The following is a 19,376-nucleotide window of genomic DNA, read 5'->3' as shown; positions in this document are numbered from 1 at the left end:
GTCGGACGTGGCGCCGACGGTTACCGTTATAACATGCGGCCCGCCGGGGCGTCCGCTGCGTGCGCAACGACACGTCCGGCGCGCAGCCGATGCGCGCGTCGAAGGTCTTGAAATCGCACAGTAACCTGTCCGATCGAAAACGACTCCGCTTCACGGGAGAGATCCTCATGCGGACAGAGCAGGCGGACCACGACATCTTCGAGACGTTGCTGAGGCGCACGATCACCGAGTCCGTGATCAAGGGGCTCGATCACGGGATCTCCGGCGCGACGGATCTCGCCACGCGCCTGCGGCACTACGCGTGGCGGGCACGCCAGGAGCAGCTGAGCCCACAGACCCTCCAGGTCATCGCGTCGGCACGGCGTCTCCTGGGGGACCGGCCGGGGACGCCGCTCGCTTCGTGACACGGCCTCGTGCTGCCGGGCGGCATCTGTCCCGGACGCCGCCACGAACATACGCATCACGCCGCGGGACGGCGTGCGCCGCTTATTCGGCCCTTGCCTTCAAGCCCACGGCCAGGAACCGCTCGATCATCGCGTTGACCTGATCGGCCACCTCGAGCGTGTTGAAATGTCCCGCGAGCAGCGTCTTGGCGGTGACGAGGTGCGGGCAGAGCTCGCGCAGCCGGTCGAGATTCCGCGCCGCCTCGACCAGGGCTACGTCCGCCGCGATGTACGCCATGGGGATCCGGCAGGCGCGCGCGGCCGGGACGGGGTCGTGGTGCAGCACCATGCTCCGCAGCGCCGCGTAGGCCACGTGCTGCGGCGTCTGCTCGGCCGGGCCGCGGATGAACGTGTCGAAGAGCGCCTGCCGGCGCACCGGATCGTCGTAGTCGCAGCCGATCGCCCAGGCCATGTCGCGCACGACACGCCGGTAGTCCGGGCCGCCCACGCCTGCCAGCAGACCTTCGATCTCGGCGCTGCCCGCACCGCCGGGCGACGGCAGGACGATCGTGTCGATCATCACGAGGCCGGCGGCGAGGTCGGGATGGCGGCCGCACAGCTCCAGGGCCACCGCGCCGCCGAGGCTGTGACCGATGACGAGTGGCTTGGCCAGGTCCAGGGTCCGGCACTGCCACGCGATGTCGTCGGCGAAGCCCTCCATCGTGTAGTCCCCCGCGGGCGCGTCGCTGGCGCCGTGGCCGCGCAGGTCGACCGCCACCACGCGGCGCGTCCGCGCGAAATGCGCGATCTGCGGGGTGAAGATGCCGTGATCGCCGGTCCAGCCGTTGATCAGAAGCAGCGGATGCCCCTGAGGCGTGATGGGTCCGGCCTCGATATGGGCGAGCCGGGTGCCGTCGCGGGTCAGGTGGACGGGCTGCCACGGGGGTGGGTCGAAGATCATACGGGTTCTCCATGTCGCTGGGAGGGGAAGGGGGACGCGGACGGACGGGCGGCGAGGCGCACGAGGCCAGCGAAGGCCGCGATCGCCGCGAGGCAGCCGCCGAGCATCACGACGGCCATCGACAGGGCGGAGCGCCCGTTGAAAAACCGGGCGACGAGGTCGCTGGCGACGGCCGCCCCGACCATCTGCAGGCAGATCGCGATGGCGCCGGCGGTGCCGGCGGCCTCGGGGGCCACCTCCGTCGCGCCGTGGATGGCGTTCGGCGAGACGAGGCCGAAGGCGAGACCCATGCCGGCCATCGCGGTGATCACCGGCACCGCTGAGGGCGTGAGGACCAGCGCATCGACGAGGAGCATCGCCGCCAGGAGTGTCGCCCCGACGAGCCCGGCGCCGATCACCCGGTGGGAAGTGATGCCCCGGGCGACGAGGCGGCTGTTCAGGGCGGCCCCGGCCATCACAGACAGGGAACTCGACCCGAAGATGAGCCCGTAGGCCGACGGGCTGAACCCAAGGGCGCTGATGAACACAAGCGCAGAGCCCGTGATGTAGGCGAAGACCGCACCCGCCGCCGCGGCGTTGCACAGGGCGTGGCCGAGGAAGCCCCGGTTCGCCAGGATCTCGACATAGCCGCCCAGGATCCCGGCCGGCGGCGGACCGGGAGAACGGCGCAGGGTCTCGTCGATCTGCGGGATCGCCACTAGGGTCACCAGGGCGGCGGCGGCTGGCGCGGCGTGGATCAGGCGCCAGCCGCCGACATCCATCAGGCCGGCCCCCAGCGTCGGGGCGACCATCGGCACCACGTTGACGGTCAGGACGACGAACGACATCCGGGCGCGCGCCGCCTCGCCGGTGAACAGATCGCGCACCATCGCGAAAACCGCCATGCCGGGACCGGCCGCGCCGATTCCCTGGACGGCCCGGAACAGCAGGAAATACGGCAGCGTCCGTGAAGCGGCGCAGCCGAGGCTGCCTCCGATCAGCAGGAGGCAGCCGCATACGATCGCCGGCCGGCGGCCGAGCCGGTCCGAGACCGGCCCGTAGACCGGGAGCGCGGCCCCGAGCCCGAGCAGGTAGACGGCCATGGCCGCGCCCATCGCGGCGGTCGGGACGTGCAGCGCCGCCGCCGTCTCCGACAGGCTCGGCAGGATCATGTCGATCCCGAAGGTCGGGAGCGCCGCGAGCAGACCGAGCAGCGCCGAGAAGGCCCGTGAATCGGGGTGTATGCGGAGCCACGCCGGCATGGCGATCCCCCTCACGCCCAAAGCCGAGCTCCGCCTCGGGATGCGGCATCCCGGTGCGCGGCGACCATCGCGGCGATCTCGCGGACGAGCCCGCCCGCGTTGAGATCGGCCTGAACGGCGGCACCGAGGGTCCCGGCGGACGTGCGGAAGCCCGGTTCCACCAGGAGCCGGCGGGCCGCCGCCGCGATCGCGTCCGTGCTCGCCGTCGCGGGCAGGCGCAGGCCGGCGCCGCGCAGCGCGATCCGGGCGGCGTTGTCGGCTTGGTCCCGGGCGAGCGGGATCACCAGCAGCGGCACGCCGTGCAGCAGCGCGCGACTGACGGTCCCGTGGCCACCCTGGCAGATCACCAGGTCGGCCTCGGTCATGAGGGCGTCGTGGGAGGCGGTCGCCACGACGCGGAGGGTGTCGGGGGCGTCCAGGTCCCCGGCCTCGACGTTCGGGCCGGTGGTCACGATGGTCTCGGCCTCGAGTGTCCCGACGGCGCAAACGATCCGCCGGAGGAGGTCGGTCTGGTTCTGGGCACCGGTGCTGCCGGCGACGAGGATGCGCGGCCGGCCCGCCCCGGACCACAGGGTCCGGGCGCCCCGCGACCAGACCGGCTCGTCGAGCAGGGGGCCGATGTAGCGGTAATTGGCGGGGAGCGTCGCCCCGTCGAAGTCGAAGGCTCGGCTGACCGCCAACAGGACCCGCTCGGCCCGATCGTAATGCGCGAAGGCGCTGGCGACCGGCGGAAGCCCGAAAGCACGCCGTGCGGCGTTGAGCGCCGGCCGGCTGCACTCCATCGCCAGAACGATCGCGTCGGTTGCCGCATCGACTGCGGCCCGCTCCGCTTCGGTCCGCGGCGGCGTCAGGCCGCTCGCCGCGGGGGGCATGCCGGGGAGCGGGCGAATGCTGATATGCGGCGACAGGACGGCGTGCGGGATGCCGGCCGCCTCGGCGGCCAGGGCGCAGCCGACCAGCAGGTCGATGCTGAGGACCGCGTCGGTCGGGAGGCGACGGATCTCGTCGAGCGTGTCCGCGGCGTAGGCGCCTGCCGGGGCGAACATCGCTTGGCGCAGCCAATCGGCCAGATCCGAGAAATCGACCGGATCGGCCTTCTGTCCGGTCGGGGCCCGGCGCCACCCGATGAACGGGAAGCCCGCCGCATCGACCTCGGCGCTCATGGCCGGATCGGCCATGATGCGCGGTCGGTGCCCGGCCCGGTGCAATTGCCGGGCTGCCGTGAGCACAGGGCTGAGATTGCCCGTGGTTCCCCACGAGATGCACAGGACGTCGAGCGACATGGTGGGTTTCCCAGTCTGATCGCGCGAGAGCGCAGTATTCAGGTGTGATGAGGGCTTTGGCGGCCTACGGGCGCGGCTGTGCGGCTTCAGAGGGCGAAACGCCTGCAGCGTACCGGCTCGAACAGAGCGTTGGCCGGATGGATGGCGATCGCCGCCAGTCTAATCCTGATTTTTTCGGTTCGGGTCGTGCAGAAAGTCGATGTAATCTGGGTGGATATTGTGGAGACAGCCGCCGTAGGCGAAGCTGACCACAAAAACCTCAAGCCATCGGCCGACGAGACCGTTGCGGGCTGGTCGGCATGCTGGGGACGAAGCTGGGTCCGTCGGCGGTCGCCCTCGAGCGGGCGTCCCAGCAGGTTCATGGGGAGACACGCAGCGCCCAGATCTGAACAGTCGAAACCGTCTGCGGCGGAGCGTTCGTCGCTCGGCAATTGCGGCACCCGTCATGTTTACCTCTCGCATTGAGCAGTATGACTGTGATGCTCCCTAATTACGCTGCCATGTCGTCCTGTATGACTTTCTGTTACAATCGTAATGCGACCCTATTGAGCTTGCATGTTGAAGCCATGTCTTGCGCGAATGCTCACGCTGTGCCGCCCCGCACAATGTGGAGGGCGCAATCCTTTGGGGGGCATGATACCAATCCAGCCGTGCAAGGCCCGACGTCCGGACACGCCCTGATAGGCATCCGGGGCGAGCCGACGACGGACGCGCGGGTCTGCCGGGGAATGATCTCCCTGCTTCGAGCACGCCCCCTTCCTGAGTCGGCGCGTCGAGATCGTGCCATCGCGGCCGGCGGCCGCGGGATGGAGTTTGCGATGTTCGAACCCAGTCTGGGCCGGGGCCAGAGTCGAGGCGCGCGGGCCGGTACGACGCGCATCCTGCTGATCGAGGATGATGCGGGCATGCAGCGCATCGTGTCGGACCATTTCGCCGACCACGACGTCGACGTCACCCCGGCGACCGACCGGCGGGAGGCGGAGCAACGGCTCGCGGAGGACGCGTTCGACCTCGTGGTGCTGGACCTGCGCCTGGGGTCTGAGAACGGCCTCGACCTGCTGCGCGACCTGCGCGCCAAGAGCGACCTGCCGGTGATCATCACCACCGGCCATCGTCGGGACGAGATCGACCGGGTGATCGGCCTGGAACTCGGTGCGGACGATTACATCGTCAAACCCTACGGCCTGCGCGAGCTGCTGGCGCGGGTCCGGGTCATCCTGCGGCGGGCCGAGGTCGCGCCTGCTCCGGCGCGGGTTCAGGACTCACATCGCAGTGGCTTCGACGGCTGGGTGCTCGACCGGCGCCGCCGGCGCCTGACCGACCCCGCGGGCGCGGACGTCGCCCTCAGCAAGGGCGAGTACGCGCTGCTGGTCGCCTTCCTCGATGCCCCCCAGCGCCCGCTGAGCCGCGAGCAGCTCCTGCAGGCTACGCGCGTCCACGAGGACGTGTTCGATCGCAGCATCGACGTCCAGATCCTGCGGCTGCGCCGGAAGCTGGAGGCGGATCCGAGTGCGCCGCGCCTGATCGTGACCGAGCGCGGTATCGGCTACGTCTTCGCCGTGCCCGTCGAGAAGCTGTGACCGTGGCGCCGCCGCGCGTGTCACGGGTCTCCTTAGCCCAGTCCCGCTGGGCAGCCCTCTCGGCCGCCCTCATCGGCAGCGCCCTGGCCGTCCTGCCGCCGGCCGCCGGGGAAGGGCCGCCGGGCCGCCCTCCCCTGCCTGCCGAAGCCGTGGATGCCCAGGACGTCATCACGCCAATCCCGAGCAGCCTCGGTGCGGATCCGGACTGGGTCGCCCTCGGCCGGATGCTGTTTTCCGACACGCGGCTGTCGCGCGGGGGCGACCGGGCCTGCATCACCTGCCACGACATCCGCACGAATGGCGCCAGCGCGGTCGCCCGGAATCTCACCGCCGACGGCACACCGGTGCCGCGCAATACGCCGACAGCCTTCAACGCGGCGCTGAGCTTTCGCCTGGGCTGGGCGGGCGACATTCCCGGTCTGCCGGACCAGGCCGAGATCGCCCTGACGCAATCGGAATTCCTGGGCGGATCCTGGCCGCGCATCCTCGCGGTGGTCCGGGGCGATCCGGCGCTTGCCGGCCCGTTCCAGGCAGCCTACGGGCGGGAGGCCGACCGGGCGGCGGTCATCGACGCGATCAACAGCTTCGAGCGCAGCCTGCTCACCCCGGACAGCCGCTTCGACCGGTGGCTGCGCGGCGACGCCCACGCGCTCACCGAGGCCGAGCGGGCCGGCTACGCCCTGTTCCAGGGCATCGGCTGCGCGGCCTGCCATCAGGGCATCAACGTCGGCGGCAACCTGTTCGAGAAGGTCGGGATCTTCGTCACGATCCCCAATAAGACCGCCGAGGTGCTGCGGGTGCCGAGCCTGCGCAACGTCGCGGTCACGGCACCCTATTTCGACGACGGCGGCGTCGCCACGCTCCCCGAGGCGGTGCGGCTCATGGCCCAGGCGCAGCTCGGACGGGAGCTGACGCCCGCGCAAGCCGCCTCGATCGTGGCGTTCCTCGGCACCCTGACCGGCTCCTACGAGGGCCGCCCCCTGACGGCGCCCGCTGCCGCGCCGCAGCCATGAGGTTGACCGTACAGGCCGCCATCCTCGGCGCGCTGCTGGCCGCGCTGCTCACGTGGCTGATGATCAACGGCAAGGGCGAGATGGATGCCGCCTACGCGCAAACCCACCGCACCGTCGACGCCATCGCCCTCGCCGAATCCCGGATGCAGCACGACGTGCTCCGGGCGCGGACCGGGCTCCTGCGCAACTACGATCCGATCGTCGCCCACCTCCGGGAGATACAGGCGGCGCTGACCGGTTTGCACGCGGCCAGCGGCCCGGACGACCGCGAGATGCGCACCCTGACCGAGGCGATCGCCCGGGAGGCGCGGATGGTCGAGCGCTTCAAGACCGGCAATGCCCTCGTCCAGAACTCGATCGCCTATTTCGACTCCCTCAGCGACCGCCTGTCCGAACCCGATATCGATCCCAACCTCGCGCGCGCGATCGCGGCGCTGCAGATCCGGGTCTCGAAACTCGCCCGGGACGCGAGCCCCAAGCACCTGGACGACATCCGCGCCCGGCTCGATGCCCTGGCGGCGGGCGCGCCCTCGAACCGGGGCGCCGATATCGCCGCCATCGTCCTGCACGGGCGCCAGCTCCTGGAGCTGCTGCCGCAGGTCGACACGCTCACCCGCTCGCTGCCGGACGCATCGAGCGAGGCGGCGCGCCAAGCCCTGCTGGAGGCCCGCCGCGCCCTTCGGGACCAGCGGCAGACCCGCGCGGACGGATTCCGCCTCGCGCTTTACGCGGCTGCGCTGGCCCTTGTGGCCCTGGTGGTGCGGGTCGGGCTGCTGATGCGGGCGGGGACCCTCATCCTGCGCCGGACGATCGCCTTCCAATCGGTCGCGGCCCAGGCTGCCAACCTCTTCTCAGCGAGCCAGCCCGACGAGATCGCGTCGCGCATCGTCGACGTCATGGCGATGGTGGGCGTGGGGGCCTGCACCGACCATTGCTACATCCTGATGCTCGATGGTTCCGACACGGTGCATCTATGGAATCGATCGGGGCTGCTGGAGCCCTGCGGTTGGCCGCACGCGCAACGCGCCATGGTGCCCGACATCATCGCGGCGGCGGAGGACTACATCTTCGTCGAGACGGCGGACTCCATCGGCCCCCCGACCCTGGTTCGCCCCCTGGCAGAGCGGGGCGTCGCGACGCTCACCTGCGCGCGGCTGCGGCGCGGGGGACGGATCGTCGGCGTGTTGTGTTTCGAGCGCACCGTCAGCGTCCTGCCGCCCTGGATGCGGCACTCGCGCGGGCTGCTGCACGTCGTTGCCGAGAGCTTCGGCGCGGCGCTGGAGCGCCAGCACGTCTGGGCGGAGCGCCGCGAGATCGAGGCGACCCTCCGACGCGCGCAGCGGCTCGAAGCGATCGGAATCTTCGCCAGCGGCGTGGCCCACAACATCAACAACGTGCTCAACGTCATGCTCGGCCACGCCGAGATCGCCGCGGATGCCCTACCAACCGATCCAGGACGAGCGGCCGAGCATATCGGATTGCTGGTCCAGGCGGGCGGCCGGGCCCACGAGATCGCGGGGCAGATCCTCGATTACGGGCGGCGGGGCTGCGCAACGCAGGCCACGAGCGCCGTCGATGCGATCGTGGCCGAGACGGTCGACCTGATCCGCACATCGACCGCCGATCCCATCGTGATCCGCCTGACCGGGACCGCCGACGGCGCGATCGTCGATGGCGAGCCGGCGCAGCTTCAGCAGGTGATCCACAACCTGATCCGCAACGCCATCCAGGCCTCCGAGCCGGGTGCAGCGGTCGACGTGCAGCTCGAACGCGTCCGTTTGCCGGGACGGCGGGTTCTCTCCCACGGCGAGCTGCCGTCCGGCGCCTACGTCCGCATCCGGGTGTCCGATACGGGGCGCGGGATGGACGAGGCCACGCGCGCCCGGATCTTCGAGCCGTTCTTCACCACCCGTCCGGCCGGGACCGGCCTCGGCCTCGCCACGGCCTTCGAGTTCGTCCAGGAACAGGCCGGCGCCTTCGACGTCCGGAGCGCATCGGGCGTCGGCAGCACCTTCGCGGTGTGGCTGCCCGCACGCCCGGAAGCCGACGCTGGCGTCTCTGCCGCTGGCGGCACCGTGATGATCGTGGGCGCCGCCCGCTCCGCATTGCAGGACGATGAGGAGACCCTCGCGGCCCTGGGTTACGAGCCGATCGGCTACACCGACCCGGACGCGGCCCTGACCGCCCTGCGGGCAGAGCCGGGGCGCTTCGACCTGCTGATCGTCGAGAACCGGCCGGCGGGTTCCCTCGGCCTCGCCTTCGCCCGCCGCGCCGCGCGGATCGTGGATCGTCCCATCGTGCTCTCGCTCTCGGCCGCCGACACGGTGCGACCGGAGGTTCTCTCGGCGATCCCGATCGTCGATGTCGCGCACCGGCCCTGGCGTTCGAACGCGCTCGCACTCACGCTGCGACGCCACCTGGGATCGGAAGCCCGGAGCGCGCCGCCTCGGCGCAGGGACATCGCGGAACGGGCGGCGGCGCAGTAGCAAGTCATCACTCAACCCCAGCACGCAGCGGTCGCACCAGCGCCTAGATCACGCCGAGACTGTTACTGCGCCGCGCCACCTTCAGCGCGAGACAAACCCGACCGTACGCGTCGATGCGCGTCAGGATACGCAGGCTGCGGCCGTCGTGGGTCTCGCGTTGGAGAGTCGAAGCGCCCGACTTGAACGCGGTGGAGCGGCCGGAGCTGCAAGCAGGAGCCACCCGACAACCAGAGCTGGCTACGCAGCCGGTGGTTCTGTGGAGCTTCGAGTCCTTCGCGACGCCAGATGCGTTGAATCCGGTCCTTGCCCGCCTGCCACCCGGCCGCCGGGAGCGACGCGGTGCGTCCATACTCGGATGCGGGGCGATGATGGCCCAGATCAGCGCATCCTCGTCGGCCAGGATACACGCTGTTCGGCAATCCCCACATCGGCTTATGCGCGACAGATGACGAGGGCGTTGCGATAGAACACCGCGTGATCTCCGCTACACGCTCAGAACTTGTACACCAAGGTCCCCTTCGCAGCGTGATCCTGGGCGCGTGCACCGATCTGTCCGGTGTAAGACAGCCCGGCGCTCAGGCCTGGCGCCAGCATCAGCCCGAGCCCGACCTCGCTCACTAGCGTGTCCCGGTCGAGCGGCAGACCCCGGCTCGCGAACCGTGCCCCGGTCCCGCGGAATGCCAACGGCACACTCGATACCAGGTCGCCGAACGACCGCCGGTAGGCGACCATCCCGTGCACGAATGCCGGCGCAGGCACGTCGCGATCCAGTTGCGCCTGCATCCGCAAGCCCATCGTCGCGCTCGGCACCGCGTGGTCATACCCGAAGCCAGTTAGGGCCGCCGCGCCGCCGCGCTCTTCGAAGCGCTCCCGCGTGACCGACACCACTGCCCCGCCTGCGAACGGCTCCAGTGCCACCGCTTCGCTCAGTCCGATCCGATAGCCCGCCTCGCCGAAGCCCTGCACGCTGTGTCCACCCAGCCGCGCGGTGGCGTTGTCCGACAGACCCGGGAACGCGACCACGCGCCGGAGCTGGGCTGTATCATCCGCCGCCAGCGCCCCGATCGGGGACAGGCGGCGCCGGGTACCGTCCGGCGGCGGCAGCGCGGCGAGGAGACCCTGCGCGTTCGCCTGCCGGTCGATCGCGCAGAACAGCGCCCGGCACACCCGCGGACCGGCCAGCGCCGGATCGAACGCGTTGTAGTTGATACCGTGCAGGTTCTGGATCGCGCCGCCGGCGACCTCGCGCCCCGTCATGGCCGCGATGGTCAGGAACTGGTCGGGGGAGACCTCGGTGATCACCTGGGCCTCGTCGGTCGCGAGCTGGTTCAGCCGGCTCGCCAGCTCCGGCACGATGCGGAATTCGAGCTCGTCGATGGTCGGGCGGCCACCCCAGTAGCCGTCATGCGCGGCGAAGACGAACCGGCGATCGTACGCGAAGTCCTTGACCTTGAACGGCCCGGTTCCGACCGGGGCGATCTCCCGGGCGGCGAAACTCGGCGCGGCCTGGAAGGCGCGCTTGGAGATGATCTGGGCGCCCCCGTCCAGCTGGAACAGCGCAAGCGCCGCACGGGCCGCCGCGACCTTGGCTTCGGCATCGACCGTCAATCGTTCGGTGACGGGCCGGTAGGCGGTGCGATCGAGATGCAGGGCCGGCGCGGCCCCGCCGTGGATGCGCCGCAGGCGCCCGGCCTCTTCGAGGTTGCGGATGTCGCGCCGGTTCGTCTCGTGGGAGACGCCGAACCTGTTCGCGAATGCGCCGACGGAAACGATCTCACCGCTGTCGATCATCATCAGGATCTCGCGCTGACGCCCGGCGCCGAGGAATGGCGGGTGGCGCGCAGCTGACGAAGAAGCCTCTGGCTGACGGGGCATCCCCGTCATCGACCCCCGCAATTGGCCGCGGATGAAATCAAGACCTCAGATCTTGTCGTGCTCGAGTGAAAGATCGAGCAGCCGTTGGGCCAGGAGCACCGCCGTCGCCGCGTCCACCGCGGATGCGTCCGCTCCGACTTGATGGACCAAGTCCGGGTTCTGCAGGAACATCGGTCCTCCGACCATCACACCGATGGACCGGTTGCACGACGCCTCGCGCACGGAACGGATCGCCGTCGCGATCTGATCGACGCGGGTCTCGCTGCTGAGTGTCAATCCGACGACGCCGAACCATTCCGACGCCACCAAATCGGTGATCTCCTCTGGACTGGATGAGAGGCCGAGGGACACAGCCCAGCCTGCCCGGGTCAAAAACTGCTCGACGATCTGCACGCCCAACGTGTGCTGCTCACCAGGTGCACCCATCAGGAGCAGACGGCGCTTCCCATCGAGCACAGCCATCCCGTCGTCGGCCCGGAAGCGCGCCACGAGATGCTGAAGGCGGGCGACCGCGGTGGTGACTTCGACGAAGTCGCACAGGTCCTCGTCCCACATGCGGCCCAACAGGGCGGCAGAGGGCGCCAGCAGATCGAGGAATAGGCGATCGACAGGGTGGCCGGCCGCGACCAGAGCCGAGAAAGCCTCGATCACGGCCCCGTGGTCCGGCAAGAGCGTGAGGTCGGTGAAGGTCGCGACCTGCCCCGCGCTGGGCTTGAACGCCTGTTTGGCGACCTCGGTCCCCGCTTTGCGGTGAAGGAGAACCAGTTGAGGAATGATTTCTGTCTGGACGACCTGCTCCAGGGCAAGGCAGCGCTCGCGCGCCGCCTCGGCGGCCCGCTTGCGTGCGTATTGCCAACGCGCTTCTGCCGCAGCCTCGCCATCGTGACCGAGGCCGTCGCTCCACAGAGGTTCGGACGGACCGAAATTCTGCATCGTCCCCCCAGGGCGCTCTCGCGTCGGCGGCCTTGCTGGTCGCTCGATCACTGCTCGGCATGAGAAACTCAAATTACGACGATGTAAAGGACGCGGCGGATATCCAATTATTGCACCGTAATCGGCCGGTGATGTCCGAGCCTGCGCCGCCGACGACACGTCCAACCGATCGTCTTGTCGGGGCTTGATTATTTTCGTCCGAGCGCGTGGAGCGGCCCTGAATCGAGTTGCATCAGGATCCGCTTGAGCGCCGCGGCATTGTTCCGGTCTTCGGCGCTCTCCAGCGCGTCCTGGAGTACCACCCGGAGATCGTCGGCCTCGACCTGCTCCATATCCCACGTCGGATAGAGGCGCTCCCGCTCTTCCTCACTCTGATCCAGCGCGACGAGATCGTAATGCCGCGGGTCGCGATGCAGGCTCGCGATCAGCTTCTTCATTTGAGCCGCCGGCCCCTCGATCCACTGGAAGAAGATTCCGCTGCCGAAAACAAGGACCCCGGTGATGCCACGCGCGACGTTGTGGCGCTGGGCCACCTCGACGATGCGGCCGACTTCGGCGTCATCGATACCCTCGGCGGCACGGCTGCAATAAACAAAATGATAGAGGGCGGGCATGTCGGCTCCGCCCGGCTCGGCCCCGCGTGGGATGCCGTATTCATCGAACATGGGGGCGTCCTCCGTTGAGGCCAGACAGGCCGTTCCACGCGGTGCGTCGGCCGCAGGATAGCGCAGCGGACCCGATTTGGAATTGCACGTCATCGCGCGCGCCGGCATGCGAAGATTTTCGTTCAGCCCGTTGTGGCGCTCACTCTCAACTCAAGCCAGTCGGCTCGTCGCGATCGCACCTGTGCCGGAAGTGGCGGTAAACGGGATAGGCGCCCTGCCGCGCCTGCGCATTTTTCCGAGGTGCATCGTCGGATAGATTGTGCAAAATCGATTTAGCCGGCGTCCCCGGTATGCCCATGCTGGTGTGATTCAACACCCTTGTTCCGCTGGCGTGGGCGTCTGCAACTTACGGCGGTGGCCATCTGTATGGTCCCGTCCGCACCGGACCACTCATCGCGTGTCAGGCTCACCCACCAGTATCGATGAGCCTGATCCAGGGCCGCGGATGTACCGTGTATTCAGCCTCAGCGTCGATGGCCGAGTGGGAGAAAGCCGTACGATCCAGGCTCAAAGCGATGATGACGCGAAAGCGATCGCTGCGGCGCTGCCCAACGGCCATGGTATCGATCTTTGGGAACGCGCCCGGTACTTGGCCAGCTACCCCCCTCGAAGCGCGGCGTATCCCGAGCAGTAGCCGTCACGATCCAAGGCGTGTCGCTGTTATGAAAATCCGCCGCGGGTGATGAGCGCGCGCCGAGCGATGTTCGCCCGACCCCTTTTCCGCTCGGAACCGATTCCGCACTGGCCCTGTCGCGAAAATCGACGTCCACACGGCGTCAACGCGACCAGAGCTTCCAAGTAGAATCGTGGAGCCTACCTGGCGGGACGCTGGCGACCGCGTGGCCCAACGGATGTCGGTGTATTGTCCCGGTTCTCGTCGAAAAGCTTGCGCCACCGGTTCAATCGATCAGGTTCGATCTTGCCTTCGGCAATAGCGGCCGTCACGGCGCAGCCCGGTTCATGGGCGTGGGTACAATCACGGTATCGGCACGCGGGCGCGAGCTCGACGATCTCAGCGAATAGGGTTTCGATTCCTTCTGCGGCGCCGCTGAGATGCAACGTTCGCATCCCCGGCGTGTCGATGACCCAGCCGCCACCGGCCATGGCATGCAATGAACGCGACGTGGTCGTGTGGCGTCCCTTCGCATCGTGCTCGCGAATGCCTCCGGTCTGCTGAGCAGGCGCCTGACTTGGGCCCACCAGCGTGTTCACAAGCGTGGATTTGCCGACACCGGAGGAGCCGACCAGCGCCACGGTTCGCCCCATTCCGCACCACGGAGCGAGCAGGTTAGCAGCCGCGGGGAGACGCGGATTGACGGTCACGACGTCGAGCCCGCGTTGCAACTGGGACGCCTGACGCTGGTAGACGCCCAAATCGTCGGCTGTGTCCGCCTTGGTGAGCAGGAGCACCGGGGTTGTGCCGCCTTGATTGGCGAGAGCCAGATAGCGCTCCAGGCGCGCTGGATTGAAGTCGGCGTTGCAGGAGGTGACGATGAACAGCGTGTCGATATTGGCCGCTGCGGCCTGCAGAATCCTGCTGCCTTCCGTGCGTCGCTCCATCACCGTCCTGCGGCCGAGACGGCGATGCAATGTCTGGGTCTGCGGGTCGACGAGGATCCAATCGCCGACCGTGAAATCGCCGGCGTTGGCACGAACGGTCAGCGTCAACTCGACCGAGCCGGCCTGCGATAGGGCAGTCAGGCGGGACCGGTGAATCGCAGCAACCCGCATCGGGGCAAAACCGGCCTCGTGGGGTTCACGCTGGTCCTCGAAGAACTCGGACCACCCCAGGCTTGCAAGCGATACGGGTTGGAAGGCGGCGGGATGCTCAATCACCGATCGGCCCATGCCATGACATCAAGCGCTTGGCCAGCCCTCTGCGTCGCGCTCCCATCGGATCCGGATGGAACGCCAGGACCGTTCCGCGGCAAGGCCTCGCTTGATCATGCCCAGCGAAGCGATTGGTCGTACCGGTGCGCAGGTTGATCCGAGCCGCACCCAGACGAGCCGACGAAAGCGAGCGGCCTGAAACCGCCTTGACAGACTGGGGTGCCGGCAGGGCGCGGCCACCCCCCTCTAAAATGCGTGTCGCGATCCTCGGACATGAAATTAGCACTTCTACGATGCGAGTGCTAATGGTGCACCGATCGAGCGGCGACACACTCGTCATCGCCGCTACTCTTCCCGCGACAGAGCCCACCATGTCGGTTGGGCCTCGCTTGGGAACGATCAGGATCTCACGATGAAATTCCGTCCGCTGCACGACCGCGTGGTGCTCCGCCGCATCGAAGGCGAGGAGAAGACCAAGGGTGGCATCATCATCCCCGATACGGTCAAGGAGAAGCCGCAGGAAGGTGAGGTTGTTGCCGTCGGCCCAGGTGCACGTGACGAGGCTGGCAAGATCAACGCGCTCGACGTCAAGGCCGGCGACCGCGTCCTGTTCGGCAAGTGGTCCGGCACCGAGGTCAAGATCGACGGGCAGGACCTTCTGATCATGAAGGAATCCGACATCCTGGGCGTCGTCGCCTGAGTTCGGATCAGGCCCAACGGCCTTGATGCGTGATCTGCCCCTTGAGGCGCCCGCCGTGGCGTGCCTCGGGGCCAAACGACAGATGATGAAGGCTCCACCATGTCCGCCAAAGACGTTCGCTTTTCAGCCGATGCCCGCGAGAAGATGCTGCGCGGTGTCGAGCTGCTCGCCAGCGCGGTGAAGGTGACGCTCGGCCCGAAGGGCCGCAACGTCGTGATCGAGAAGAGCTTCGGCGCCCCGCGCATCACCAAGGACGGCGTCACCGTCGCCAAGGAGATCGAACTCGTCGACAAGTTCGAGAATATGGGCGCCCAGATGGTGCGCGAAGTGGCCTCGCGGTCGAGCGACACCGCCGGTGACGGCACCACGACGGCAACCGTGCTGGCCGCATCCATCGTTCGGGAAGGCGTCAAGTACGTCGCCGCCGGCATGAACCCGATGGACCTGAAGCGCGGCATCGATCTGGCGGTGTCCGCCGTCGTGAAGGATATCGGCGAGCGCTCCCGCAAGGTCGCCTCCTCCGATGAGATCGCCCAGGTCGGCACGATCTCCGCCAACGGCGACAAGGAGATCGGCGAGATGATCGCCCACGCGATGCAGAAGGTCGGCAACGAGGGCGTGATCACGGTCGAGGAGGCCAAGACGGCCGAGACCGAGCTCGACGTCGTCGAGGGCATGCAGTTCGACCGCGGCTACCTCTCCCCGTACTTCATCACGAATGCGGAGAAGATGGTCGCCGAGCTGGAAGACCCCTACATCCTCATCCACGAGAAGAAGCTCTCGTCGCTCCAGGCAATGCTGCCGGTGCTCGAGGCCGTGGTCCAGACCGGCAAGCCGCTCCTGATCATCGCCGAGGACATCGAGGGCGAGGCTCTCGCCACCCTCGTGGTCAACAAGCTGCGCGGCGGCCTGAAGGTTGCGGCCGTCAAGGCGCCGGGCTTCGGTGATCGTCGCAAGGCGATGCTCGAGGACATCGCGATCCTGACCAAGGGCCAGATGATCGCCGAGGATCTCGGGATCAAGCTCGAGAACGTGACGCTCGATATGCTCGGCCGCGCCAAGCGCGTGCGGATCGAGAAGGAGAACACCACGATCATCGACGGCGCCGGCGAGAAGTCCGACATCGAGGGCCGGATCGCGCAGATCAAGGCGCAGGTCGAGGAGACCACCTCGGACTACGACCGTGAGAAGCTGCAGGAGCGCCTGGCCAAGCTCGCGGGCGGCGTCGCGGTGATCCGCGTCGGCGGTTCGACCGAGGTCGAGGTCAAGGAGAAGAAGGATCGCGTCGACGACGCGCTGCACGCCACCCGCGCGGCGGTCGAGGAAGGCATCGTCCCGGGCGGCGGCACGGCGCTCCTGCGGGCCAAGGCGGCCGTCCAGGGCCTGTCGAGCGACAACCCGGACGTCCAGGCCGGCATCAAGATCGTGCTGAAGGCCCTTGAGGCCCCGATCCGTCAGATCGCCTCGAACTCGGGCGTCGAGGGTTCGATCGTCGTCGGCAAGATCCTGGCCAATTCCTCTTCGACCTACGGCTTCAACGCCCAGACCGAAGAGTATGTCGACATGCTCCAGGCCGGCATCGTCGACCCGGCCAAGGTTGTCCGCGCCGCGCTTCAGGGGGCAGCTTCGGTTGCCGGTCTTCTCGTGACCACCGAGGCGATGATCTCCGAGGCTCCGCGCAAGGATGCTCCGGCCATGCCTGCCGGCGGCGGCATGGGTGGTATGGGCGGCATGGACTTCTAATTAACCATGGCTCTCGCGGCGCTGTCATACGAGCCGAAGCCGGCTTGTGGGACAGCGCCGCGGAGCAACGCTCTGCGCGGTCGTTTCCCGTGCAGGCGATAAGTTGTTCACGCAGCACCCGCTTGTGCCTTGGACTGCCCGTCGGCGCAGGCATCGATCCAGCGGCTACAATACGGGTCGGCGCTTCCTCAATGTCGTCCCCGACGACGCCAAGATAGTGCGGTTCACCGCGCAGCACCGGCGTTTGGCCTGCAATCATGAGGCGCGGGTCGGGACAGCTCGGGCACCGTCAGGCCGGCAGCGCGCAGACTGGCGAGTACGGCGCCGCTCATGGGCGTCCATCCTCCGTGACCGCTGGAGGCAGGCCCGGAGCTGGAGCGACCGCTCCGCCCAGCAAGCAGCCGATCGCCCGGTCGCCCGCGAAGCCGAGGCGCACCGTGATCTCGGAGAGACGACCCATCGCTCGTCCCTGGTAGACGCGGATTGGACGGTCGTCGGCGGCAAGGGTGCGATCGCGAAGCAGGCCGAAGGCGAGCGCGGCGGCGGCGATGCCGGTGGCAGCATCCTCCGGATAGCCTGACGCGCGCGGGAACTGCCGCGCCTCGAAAACGCGCGCCCCGCCGTCCACGACAGCGTAGGGGTACAGACCGGTCGAGCCGATCCGGCGGCAGACGGCCTCGACCGCCACGGGGTCCGCAACGAGCGCGTGCAGCCTCTCAGGGTCGCGCATCGGCACGAGGGTCTTCACACGTGAAGTGACGGCGTTGTGCAGGGGCAGGCCCGTAAGGTCCTCGCGGCCCACGCCGAGCGCCGAAAGCACGTCGCTGGCCTGCTCAGAGGACAGCGGCCTCGCCCGGCCCGCCGGTTGCGTGATCGCGACCGAGACCGTGCCGTTCTCTGCGGTGGACACGAAACCGGTGACCGAACCGCTGGCGGTCGCGATGCGGACGGGCGATGCCGGCAGCGTTCCGTGTTTGGCCAGCACCCAGAGCGCGCCGATCGTAGCGTGCGCGCACATCTCCATCTCGTGGTTGGGTACGAAGAAGCGGAAGCGGAAGTCGTGCGCATCGTCCTCTGCGGGCAGGATGAAGCCGCTCTCGTGCCCGTGCCGGCGGGCGATATCCTGCATCGCCGCAGGGGCGAGCCCCACCGCGTCCGCGACGACGGGGCATGGATTGCCGCCTGCGTTCCCGCAGGTAAAGACGTTGACGACTTCGACGTCTGCCATGACCAACAATCCACTGCCGCGGTTGCCCGGCCGAACGCGGTGCCGGTTCAGCACATGCGGTTGGTCATGGCGGAGCCGCCCAGCGCCTGCGCGACCGTCCGGGCCTTATCGCGCGACCGTCCGGGCCATCGCAACGGATCGTGCGCGGACCTCGCGCGGTGCCAGCCCGTCTCGGCGTCGGAGCGCCCGCGCCAGAGCCGATCCGCTGTCGAACCCGACCCGGAACGCGACCTCGCCGATCGGCAGATCGGTGGTCTGCAACAGCCGCCGCGCCTCCGAGAGACGCACACTCTGCTGAAACGCGCCGATGGACAGCCCGGTTCGCTCTCGGAACAGGCGTGTGATGTGTCGGCGGGAGACGCTGAAGCGTTCCGAGAGCAGATCGATCGAAACAGTCTGGTCAGCGCGCTGCGCGACGAACGCCTTGATCGCGTCGATCAACGTGTGCGCCTCGCGTGAGCTGGGACCGAGCGGTTGACCCCTCTCGATCGCAGTCAGGCAGCGGATGATCAGCGCGGCCGAGAGATGGGCGCGGACGGCTGTCTGACCGATCGTGTCGCCGGTCTCCTCGCAACAGAGTGCTTGGAGCGCGCGGATATCCGGATTGATCGAAAACATCGCGCTGCTTCGGATCAGGGCTCGGACGCGGCTGAGCGAGCCGAGTTGCCTTTCGATGCGCTGGAACGCCTCGTCCCGAAGATACACGGCGAGATGGGTCTGGTCGGATCGGACCGCTGACGTTGCGTGCGGTTGCGAGGCCGGGATGACGGCGAAGCGATCCCGTGACACCCACATGCCGTCCCGCTGCGCCTCATGCTTGAGGTTCAACACACCGAGGCAGGGCAGCAGCAGCATCAGGCCGTCGTGCCAGTGCCAGGGCTTGGCGTAATCGACGCCCCCGCCGAGCAGGGTGATGTGTTCGTTACAGCCAGCGATGACCGTCGAAGGCGCTGCCGTCCGCCAAAGCAAGTCGAGCGACCTGAGCATGACAGGACGCTACTGCAACCGAAGCGATCTGGCCAGAAATCGCAAAGCCGGCCCTGACCTGACAATGCTCCAACTTAGTACCTGGGCCGCCGAATGGGAGCAGTTCACTCAAACCACGATCCACAGAACCGTCCCGCTGTTCGAGGCCTGCTCAGTCGGCGATCGGGTGGTTCGGTCCTGCATCGACGACCCGGACATTCCAGCGTTCAGTGCACAAGCACGCGAGACGCCATCGGACGAGAATGGCTCGGCCGGTGGCGCCCGAAACCTTCCTCGCGGAGATCGCGGAGCCAAACGTCGCCGCGACGCTGACTGAAAAGCCGAATTGCATCGGCCGACCGGGGAAGGCAGGGGACGCTGGAAACGCGTTGCGGCAAACCGGTTCGGATCTTTTCGGCCCTGTTGCCTTTTCCAACGATCGCAGCAGTTGAGCGCCCTCACGCTCCTGCCGGCGAGCGCGCCGGTTGC

Annotated in this window: 16 protein-coding genes and 1 pseudogene; 6 read left to right on the top strand and 11 right to left on the bottom strand. The window is 68.3% G+C overall.

The window, feature by feature from the left end; translation table 11 throughout:
- Positions 1 to 167 precede the first annotated feature (167 nt).
- Positions 168 to 404: a hypothetical protein gene (locus OXS27_RS27370; protein WP_267360373.1), complete on the top strand. Its 237-nt coding sequence runs from the start codon at positions 168 to 170 to the stop codon at positions 402 to 404.
- A gap of 82 nt (positions 405 to 486) precedes the next feature.
- Here OXS27_RS27370 and OXS27_RS27365 read toward each other — a convergent pair whose 3' ends face one another.
- Genes OXS27_RS27365 through OXS27_RS27355 form a run of 3 tightly spaced genes read right to left on the bottom strand, consistent with a single transcriptional unit; the run spans position 487 to position 3,868 of the window.
- Positions 487 to 1,344 carry an alpha/beta hydrolase gene (locus OXS27_RS27365; protein ID WP_267360372.1) on the bottom strand — a complete coding sequence of 286 codons (858 nt, stop codon included), beginning with the start codon at positions 1,342 to 1,344 and terminating at the stop codon, positions 487 to 489.
- Positions 1,341 to 2,585: a Bcr/CflA family efflux MFS transporter gene (locus OXS27_RS27360; protein WP_267360370.1), complete on the bottom strand. Its 1,245-nt coding sequence runs from the start codon at positions 2,583 to 2,585 to the stop codon at positions 1,341 to 1,343. The genes OXS27_RS27365 and OXS27_RS27360 overlap by 4 nt, the downstream gene beginning before the upstream one ends.
- A gap of 11 nt (positions 2,586 to 2,596) precedes the next feature.
- Positions 2,597 to 3,868, bottom strand: a complete 1,272-nt coding sequence (locus OXS27_RS27355; RefSeq protein WP_267360369.1) for a nucleotide disphospho-sugar-binding domain-containing protein — start codon at positions 3,866 to 3,868, stop codon at positions 2,597 to 2,599.
- An 818-nt stretch (positions 3,869 to 4,686) separates the two neighbouring features.
- On the opposite strand from OXS27_RS27355, the gene OXS27_RS27350 reads away from it, so the two are divergent.
- The 3 genes from OXS27_RS27350 to OXS27_RS27340 are packed head-to-tail and all read left to right on the top strand — an operon-like array spanning position 4,687 to position 8,947.
- Positions 4,687 to 5,448, top strand: a complete 762-nt coding sequence (locus OXS27_RS27350; RefSeq protein WP_243923062.1) for a response regulator — start codon at positions 4,687 to 4,689, stop codon at positions 5,446 to 5,448.
- Positions 5,449 to 5,450: 2 nt separating this feature from the next.
- On the top strand, positions 5,451 to 6,461 hold the full coding sequence (locus OXS27_RS27345; protein ID WP_267360368.1) for a cytochrome c peroxidase: 1,011 nt from the start codon (positions 5,451 to 5,453) through the stop codon (positions 6,459 to 6,461).
- A complete protein-coding gene (locus OXS27_RS27340) occupies positions 6,458 to 8,947 on the top strand; it encodes a two-component system VirA-like sensor kinase (protein ID WP_267360367.1) in 2,490 nt (829 codons plus the stop codon). The genes OXS27_RS27345 and OXS27_RS27340 overlap by 4 nt, the downstream gene beginning before the upstream one ends.
- Before the next feature lie 46 nt (positions 8,948 to 8,993).
- Here the strand turns inward: OXS27_RS27340 and OXS27_RS27335 are convergent.
- The 5 genes and pseudogenes from OXS27_RS27335 to rsgA form a co-directional block, all read right to left on the bottom strand.
- A pseudogene (locus OXS27_RS27335) lies at positions 8,994 to 9,350 on the bottom strand (IS3 family transposase); the annotation flags it as partial.
- Positions 9,351 to 9,439: 89 nt separating this feature from the next.
- A complete protein-coding gene (locus OXS27_RS27330) occupies positions 9,440 to 10,822 on the bottom strand; it encodes an autotransporter domain-containing protein (protein WP_267360366.1) in 1,383 nt (460 codons plus the stop codon).
- A gap of 45 nt (positions 10,823 to 10,867) precedes the next feature.
- A complete protein-coding gene (locus OXS27_RS27325) occupies positions 10,868 to 11,755 on the bottom strand; it encodes a cobalamin B12-binding domain-containing protein (protein ID WP_267360365.1) in 888 nt (295 codons plus the stop codon).
- Between the two features lie 188 nt (positions 11,756 to 11,943).
- Entirely contained in the window at positions 11,944 to 12,420 is a 477-nt protein-coding gene (locus OXS27_RS27320) for a BLUF domain-containing protein (protein WP_267360364.1), read from the bottom strand.
- A gap of 813 nt (positions 12,421 to 13,233) precedes the next feature.
- Positions 13,234 to 14,268 (bottom strand): ribosome small subunit-dependent GTPase A, encoded by a 1,035-nt coding sequence (rsgA, locus tag OXS27_RS27315; protein ID WP_267360363.1) that lies wholly within the window; start codon positions 14,266 to 14,268, stop codon positions 13,234 to 13,236.
- Between the two features lie 394 nt (positions 14,269 to 14,662).
- On the opposite strand from rsgA, the gene groES reads away from it, so the two are divergent.
- Complete coding sequence (groES, locus tag OXS27_RS27310) at positions 14,663 to 14,950, top strand: co-chaperone GroES (protein WP_243920647.1); 288 nt, start codon at positions 14,663 to 14,665, stop codon at positions 14,948 to 14,950.
- Positions 14,951 to 15,049: 99 nt separating this feature from the next.
- Positions 15,050 to 16,693, top strand: a complete 1,644-nt coding sequence (gene groL, locus OXS27_RS27305) for a chaperonin GroEL (protein WP_267360362.1) — start codon at positions 15,050 to 15,052, stop codon at positions 16,691 to 16,693.
- A 328-nt stretch (positions 16,694 to 17,021) separates the two neighbouring features.
- Here the strand turns inward: groL and OXS27_RS27300 are convergent, their stop codons facing one another.
- From OXS27_RS27300 to OXS27_RS27290, 3 genes are all read right to left on the bottom strand, one after another.
- Entirely contained in the window at positions 17,022 to 17,921 is a 900-nt protein-coding gene (locus tag OXS27_RS27300) for a PhzF family phenazine biosynthesis isomerase (protein WP_267360361.1), read from the bottom strand.
- A gap of 105 nt (positions 17,922 to 18,026) precedes the next feature.
- Positions 18,027 to 18,908 (bottom strand): AraC family transcriptional regulator, encoded by an 882-nt coding sequence (locus OXS27_RS27295; protein ID WP_267360360.1) that lies wholly within the window; start codon positions 18,906 to 18,908, stop codon positions 18,027 to 18,029.
- A gap of 151 nt (positions 18,909 to 19,059) precedes the next feature.
- Positions 19,060 to 19,376 (bottom strand): hypothetical protein (locus OXS27_RS27290; protein ID WP_267360359.1); only part of this gene is annotated, 317 nt, incomplete at its 5' end.

The organism is Methylobacterium sp. GC_Met_3, from assembly GCF_026540775.1.
GTDB lineage: Bacteria > Pseudomonadota > Alphaproteobacteria > Rhizobiales > Beijerinckiaceae > Methylobacterium.
The sequence above is the reverse complement of the archived record's forward strand: the minus strand, read 5'-3'. Positions and strand labels throughout refer to the sequence as shown.

Coding starts and splice junctions, on each gene's coding strand:
- OXS27_RS27325 (WP_267360365.1), bottom strand. CDS start 11,755: ATGCAGAATTTCGGTCCGTCCGAACCTCTGTGGAGCGACGGCCTCGGT.
- OXS27_RS27355 (WP_267360369.1), bottom strand. CDS start 3,868: ATGTCGCTCGACGTCCTGTGCATCTCGTGGGGAACCACGGGCAATCTC.
- OXS27_RS27360 (WP_267360370.1), bottom strand. CDS start 2,585: ATGCCGGCGTGGCTCCGCATACACCCCGATTCACGGGCCTTCTCGGCG.
- OXS27_RS27340 (WP_267360367.1), top strand. CDS start 6,458: ATGAGGTTGACCGTACAGGCCGCCATCCTCGGCGCGCTGCTGGCCGCG.
- OXS27_RS27330 (WP_267360366.1), bottom strand. CDS start 10,822: ATGCCCCGTCAGCCAGAGGCTTCTTCGTCAGCTGCGCGCCACCCGCCA.
- OXS27_RS27300 (WP_267360361.1), bottom strand. CDS start 17,921: ATGGCAGACGTCGAAGTCGTCAACGTCTTTACCTGCGGGAACGCAGGC.
- OXS27_RS27295 (WP_267360360.1), bottom strand. CDS start 18,908: ATGCTCAGGTCGCTCGACTTGCTTTGGCGGACGGCAGCGCCTTCGACG.
- OXS27_RS27320 (WP_267360364.1), bottom strand. CDS start 12,420: ATGTTCGATGAATACGGCATCCCACGCGGGGCCGAGCCGGGCGGAGCC.
- OXS27_RS27370 (WP_267360373.1), top strand. CDS start 168: ATGCGGACAGAGCAGGCGGACCACGACATCTTCGAGACGTTGCTGAGG.
- OXS27_RS27365 (WP_267360372.1), bottom strand. CDS start 1,344: ATGATCTTCGACCCACCCCCGTGGCAGCCCGTCCACCTGACCCGCGAC.
- groES (WP_243920647.1), top strand. CDS start 14,663: ATGAAATTCCGTCCGCTGCACGACCGCGTGGTGCTCCGCCGCATCGAA.
- OXS27_RS27350 (WP_243923062.1), top strand. CDS start 4,687: ATGTTCGAACCCAGTCTGGGCCGGGGCCAGAGTCGAGGCGCGCGGGCC.
- rsgA (WP_267360363.1), bottom strand. CDS start 14,268: ATGGGCCGATCGGTGATTGAGCATCCCGCCGCCTTCCAACCCGTATCG.
- groL (WP_267360362.1), top strand. CDS start 15,050: ATGTCCGCCAAAGACGTTCGCTTTTCAGCCGATGCCCGCGAGAAGATG.